General features: G+C 51.2%; 2 tRNA genes and 3 rRNA genes. All 5 read left to right on the top strand.

What is annotated here, in order from left to right:
* Positions 1-270: 270 nt before the first annotated feature.
* The 5 genes from BM008_RS14655 to rrf all read left to right on the top strand — a co-directional run bounded on the left by BM008_RS14655 (position 271) and on the right by rrf (position 5,285).
* A 16S ribosomal RNA gene (locus tag BM008_RS14655) occupies positions 271-1,744 on the top strand.
* Between the two features lie 102 nt (positions 1,745-1,846).
* Positions 1,847-1,919: transfer RNA gene (locus BM008_RS14650), tRNA-Ala, on the top strand.
* A 121-nt stretch (positions 1,920-2,040) separates the two neighbouring features.
* A 23S ribosomal RNA gene (locus tag BM008_RS14645) occupies positions 2,041-4,965 on the top strand.
* A gap of 97 nt (positions 4,966-5,062) precedes the next feature.
* Positions 5,063-5,134 (top strand) — tRNA-Cys (locus tag BM008_RS14640).
* 29 nt (positions 5,135-5,163) lie between these two features.
* Positions 5,164-5,285 (top strand): 5S ribosomal RNA (gene rrf, locus BM008_RS14635).
* The 16S, 23S and 5S rRNA genes sit together here with 2 tRNA genes alongside, the layout of an rRNA operon.
* Positions 5,286-5,305: the final 20 nt, after the last annotated feature.

The raw sequence follows: 5,305 nt of genomic DNA, 5'->3' as shown, positions 1-5,305 counted from the left end.
GTATATATACGATGGCAGCCTTTGAAGGAGTCCGCGCAAATCGCGCGAAAACACTTACAATCACCGCCTTTAACAAGTGGAGACAGAAGCTTTTTCTGTCTGACGTTGGATTTGGCAGTTCGGTTAATTCTGACCGGTAGTGTATAACTACAAACAATTAAGGAATTAACCAAACTATGTGCAAATAGGAAATATTCTCTCAATGAGAGTTCTTTCCGACTGATTCCTAAATGACTTCCAAAATAACATATTCTTTGTGTGTGATCAACAATTCTGGTTGATCCTGCCAGAGGTCACTGCTATCAGTATTCGACTAAGCCATGCGAGTCAAATGTTCTTCGTGAACATGGCGTACTGCTCAGTAACACGTGGATAATCTGCCCTAAGGTCAGGCATAACTCCGGGAAACTGGTGATAATTCCTGATAAGCTATAGATACTGGAATGTTCTGTAGCTCAAAGCTCCGGCGCCTTAGGATGAATCTGCGGCCTATCAGGTTGTAGTGGGTGTAGTGTACCTACTAGCCTACGACGGGTACGGGTTGTGAGAGCAAGAGCCCGGAGATGGATTCTGAGACATGAATCCAGGCCCTACGGGGCGCAGCAGGCGCGAAAACTTTACAATGCGGGAAACCGCGATAAGGGGATACTGAGTGCCAGCATATTATGTTGGCTGTCCACCTGTATAAACAGCAGGTGTTAGCAAGGGCCGGGCAAGACCGGTGCCAGCCGCCGCGGTAACACCGGCGGCCCGAGTGGTGGCCACTATTATTGGGTCTAAAGGGTCCGTAGCCGGTTTGATCAGTCTTCCGGGAAATCTGACAGCTCAACTGTTAGGCTTCCGGGGGATACTGTCAGACTTGGGACCGGGAGAGGTAAGAGGTACTACAGGGGTAGGAGTGAAATCTTGTAATCCTTGTGGGACCACCAGTGGCGAAGGCGTCTTACCAGAACGGGTCCGACGGTGAGGGACGAAAGCTGGGGGCACGAACCGGATTAGATACCCGGGTAGTCCCAGCCGTAAACGATGCTCGCTAGGTGTCTGGGACGGTGCGACCGTTTCAGGTGCCGCAGGGAAGCCGTGAAGCGAGCCACCTGGGAAGTACGGCCGCAAGGCTGAAACTTAAAGGAATTGGCGGGGGAGCACTACAACGGGTGGAGCCTGCGGTTTAATTGGACTCAACGCCGGAAAACTCACCTGGGGCGACAGCAATATGTAGGTCAGGCTGAAGGTCTTACCTGAATCGCTGAGAGGAGGTGCATGGCCGTCGTCAGTTCGTACTGTGAAGCATCCTGTTAAGTCAGGCAACGAGCGAGACCCGTGCCCACTGTTGCCAGCATATCCTTCGGGATGATGGGTACTCTGTGGGGACCGCTGGTGCTAAACCAGAGGAAGGTGCGGGCTACGGTAGGTCAGTATGCCCCGAATCTCCAGGGCTACACGCGGGCTACAATGACCGGGACAATGGGTCCCTACCCCGAAAGGGGTTGGTAATCTCATAAACCCGGCCTTAGTTCGAATTGAGGGCTGTAACTCGCCCTCATGAAGCTGGAATCCGTAGTAATCGCGTTTCAATATAGCGCGGTGAATACGTCCCTGCTCCTTGCACACACCGCCCGTCAAACCACCCGAGTGAGGTATGGGTGAGGGCATGGACTCGTGCCGTGTTCGAACCTAAATTTCGCAAGGGGGGTTAAGTCGTAACAAGGTAGCCGTAGGGGAATCTGCGGCTGGATCACCTCCTAAGCAAGATGGACACAAAGTCCATCACCACTAACCGGTCAGAAATCGAAAAACTGTCAGATCCGAGATAAACAAGGTAGATTCTAAGTGTAGGATCTTCTATGGGCTTGTAGATCAGTTGGGAGATCGTCGCCTTTGCAAGGCGAAGGCCCTGGGTTCGAATCCCAGCAAGTCCATTATTAGTGCACCTGGAGAGTAATGTCTCCGGGGAAGGATGAAGTGGCTGAAGCAACGACAGCTGCAATGAGATCGTGTATATGCATGCATATATCAGACGCTCACTGGACAAAGTGAGATGGACTCTGGTTAATATGCCTTCAGGTGGATGGCTCGGCTCAAGAGCTGATGAGGGACGTGCCAAGCTGCGATAAGCCCAGGGTAGGTGCATGGAGCCTATGAACCTGGGATTTCCTAATGGGTCTTCCTAACACATTTTGTGTGTTGATCAATACTGATCGGGAACGCCCCGAATTGAAGCATCTTAGTAGGGGCAGGAAAAGAAATCGAAGAGATGCCGTTAGTAATGGCGAATGAACACGGTACAGTTCAAACTGAATCCCACTGGTAACATGTGGGAGATGTGGTGTTGTAGGCCTTTTCTAAAGATCCCACTTGATCGAAGTTTAACTTTTCTGGAACGTTAGACCATAGAGTGTGATAGTCACGTAAACAACGATCAAAGGATCTGGATAATGGCCTGAGTAGCGTGGGTTGGAATTCCCGCGTGAATTTGGGAGGCACCAACTTCCAAAACTAAATACTTCTTGAGACCGATAGCGAACTAGTAGGGTGACCGAAAACTGAAAAGTACCCCAAGAAGGGAGGTTAAAAGTGCCTGAAACCTGGAGGCGATGGAGCGATATGGCGTTAAAGGATCTTTAATGCGAAGGAAACAGCCGCGAGGCTGCAGTACGGGCATTATTGCCAATGTCATATCTTACGTTTTGAAGAACGGGCCAGGGAGTATATTCAAATGGCGATGGCTAACTTGTAAATAGGAAGCCGAAGCGAAAGCAACATGCTCGCAACCGTAAGGTGAGGAGCGACGTATACAAGTGCGTGGAGTCATTAGGATATGACCCGAAGCCGGGTGATCTAGGCGTGGGCAGGTTGAAGCGTGGCGAAAGCTACGTGGAGGACCGCAAGCGGTATTGATCTGCAAATCATTCGTGTGACCTGCGTCTCGGAGTGAAAGGCTAATCTAACCCGGCATCAGCTGGTTCCTTCCGAAACATGTCGTAGCATGACCTAACTGGAGATAGTCGGTGAAGTAGAGCACTGATTGGTGGTCCCGGGGAAGAAATTCCTCAGCCGCTTGTCAAACTCCAAACTCACCGTCGTCTAAGAAGGTTGGAGTCCGGACTACTGGGGTAAGCCTGTAGTCCGTAAGGGAGACAACCCAGCCCGTGGTTAAGGTCCCTAAGTGTCGACTAAGTGTTAATACTAAAGGGCGTCCTAAGCCCTAGACAGCTGGAAGGTTAGCTTAGAAGCAGCTATCCTTTAAAGAGTGCGTAACAGCCCACCAGTCGAGGTTTGGGGCCCCGAAAATGGACGGGGCTCAAGTCGACCACCGATACCACGGAGCACCGTAAGGTGATCTCGTAGGAAGGCGTTGCGTTCGGGCAGAAGCAGGGCTGTGAAGTCCTGTGGACCGTGCGGAAACGAAAATCCTGGTAATAGTAACAGCATAGATAGGTGAGAATCCTATCCGCCGAAGGGGCTAGGTTTCCTCGGCAATGATCGTCAGCCGAGGGTTAGTCGGTCCTAAGACGTACCGTAATTCGAGTACGCCGAAAGGGAAACAGGTTAATATTCCTGTACCTCATGACAATAAACTGACGTTTTTGGGCAGGTTGAGCGGCGCCGTCGCGCCGTCTAAGCACCGAATCCCGTGGAGAGCCGTAATGGCGAGAAGCGGGCGAATGTGTTATGGCGAAAGTCAGCTGCACCCGGGAACCCGTGAAAAGGAAGTCATGGGTCCGTACCGAGAACTGACACAGGTGCCCCTAGCTGAAAAGGCTAAGGCGTGTCGGAACAATTTGGCTAAGGGAATTCGGCAAATTAGCTCCGTAACTTCGGGAGAAGGAGTGCCTGCTGTGAAGACAGCAGGTCGCAGTGACAAGAGAGCTCTAACTGTCTAATATCAACATAGGAGATCGCAAACCCGTAAGGGCTAGTACGATCTCTGAATCCTGCTCAGTGCAGGTACCTGAAACCCCAGTTCAATGGGACGAAGGGCCTGTAAACAGCGGGGGTAACTATGACCCTCTTAAGGTAGCGTAGTACCTTGTCGCTTAATTGGCGACTCGCATGAATGGATCAATGAGAGCTCTACTGTCCCTAGCCAGAGTCCGGTGAAGCTTACTTTCTAGTGCACAGTCTAGAGACCTCTAGGGGGAAGTGAAGACCCCGTGGAGCTTTACTGCAGCCTGTCGTTGGGTTGTGATTTTGGATGTACAGTGTAGGTAGGAGACGTCGAAGTCGGTGCGCCAGCATCGATGGAGTCGCCATTGGGACACTACCCTTCTGAAATTACGACCCTAACTCCGAGAGGAGGACCCCGATAGGTGGGCAGTTTGCCTGGGGCGGGACGCCCTTGAAAAGATATCAAGGGCGCACAAAGGTTGACTCAAGTGGGTCGGAAACCCACTGAAGAGTGCAAGAGCATAAGTCAGCCTGACGTTATTCAGCACAGTAGTGGATGACGAGACGAAAGTCGGTTCTAGCGAACTTTTGAGCTCGCTTGGTGCGAGCCAAAAATGACAGAAAAGTTACCCCGGGGATAATTGAGTTGTTGCCGGCAAGAGCACATATCGACCCGGCAGCTTGCTACTTCGATGTCGGTTCTTTCCATCCTGGCCGTGCAGCAGCGGCCAAGGGTGAGGTTGTTCGCCTATTAAAGGAGATCGTGAGCTGGGTTTAGACCGTCGTGAGACAGGTCGGTTACTATCTACTAGAGGTGTCTGTGGTCTGAGGGTAAGCTACTTTTAGTACGAGAGGAACAGAGTAGCGGCGCCACTGGTGTATCAGTTGTCCGACAGGGCATCGCTGAGCAGCTACGCGCTAAGGAATAAGAGCTGAATGCATCTAAGCTCGAAATCTGACTTGAAAAGAGACCACGTTAAGGATTCCGGTACAAGACCGGTTTGATAGGGTCGGGATGTACGCACCAAGGCAACGAGGTGTTGAGTCCGCGGCTACTAATCATCCGTGCCTGTCCGTCTTGCTTTGTCCAGGCGAAATCTGATATGTGCATGTTTATTATACACTTTCATAAGTAAAGTATAAATGTAATGGATTCATTTGTGAATCGCTCATTGCCAAGGTGGCGGAGCGGCTACGCAATCGCCTGCAGAGCGATTCCATTCCGGTTCGAATCCGGACCTTGGCTTTACTTTCATCAACATTCATTTGAGTGAGTTTGGCGGCCATAGCGGCAGGGCAATTCCTGTACCCATACCGAACACAGAAGATAAGCCTGCCAGCGTTCCTTACTGTACTGAAGTACGAGAGTCTTCGGGAACTCTGGATCGCTGCCATCTCACTCATTTAATCTTATCTA

Origin of the sequence: Methanolobus profundi, assembly GCF_900114835.1 — an archaeon.
Classification (GTDB): domain Archaea; phylum Halobacteriota; class Methanosarcinia; order Methanosarcinales; family Methanosarcinaceae; genus Methanolobus; species Methanolobus profundi.
The sequence above is the reverse complement of the archived record's forward strand: the minus strand, read 5'-3'. Positions and strand labels throughout refer to the sequence as shown.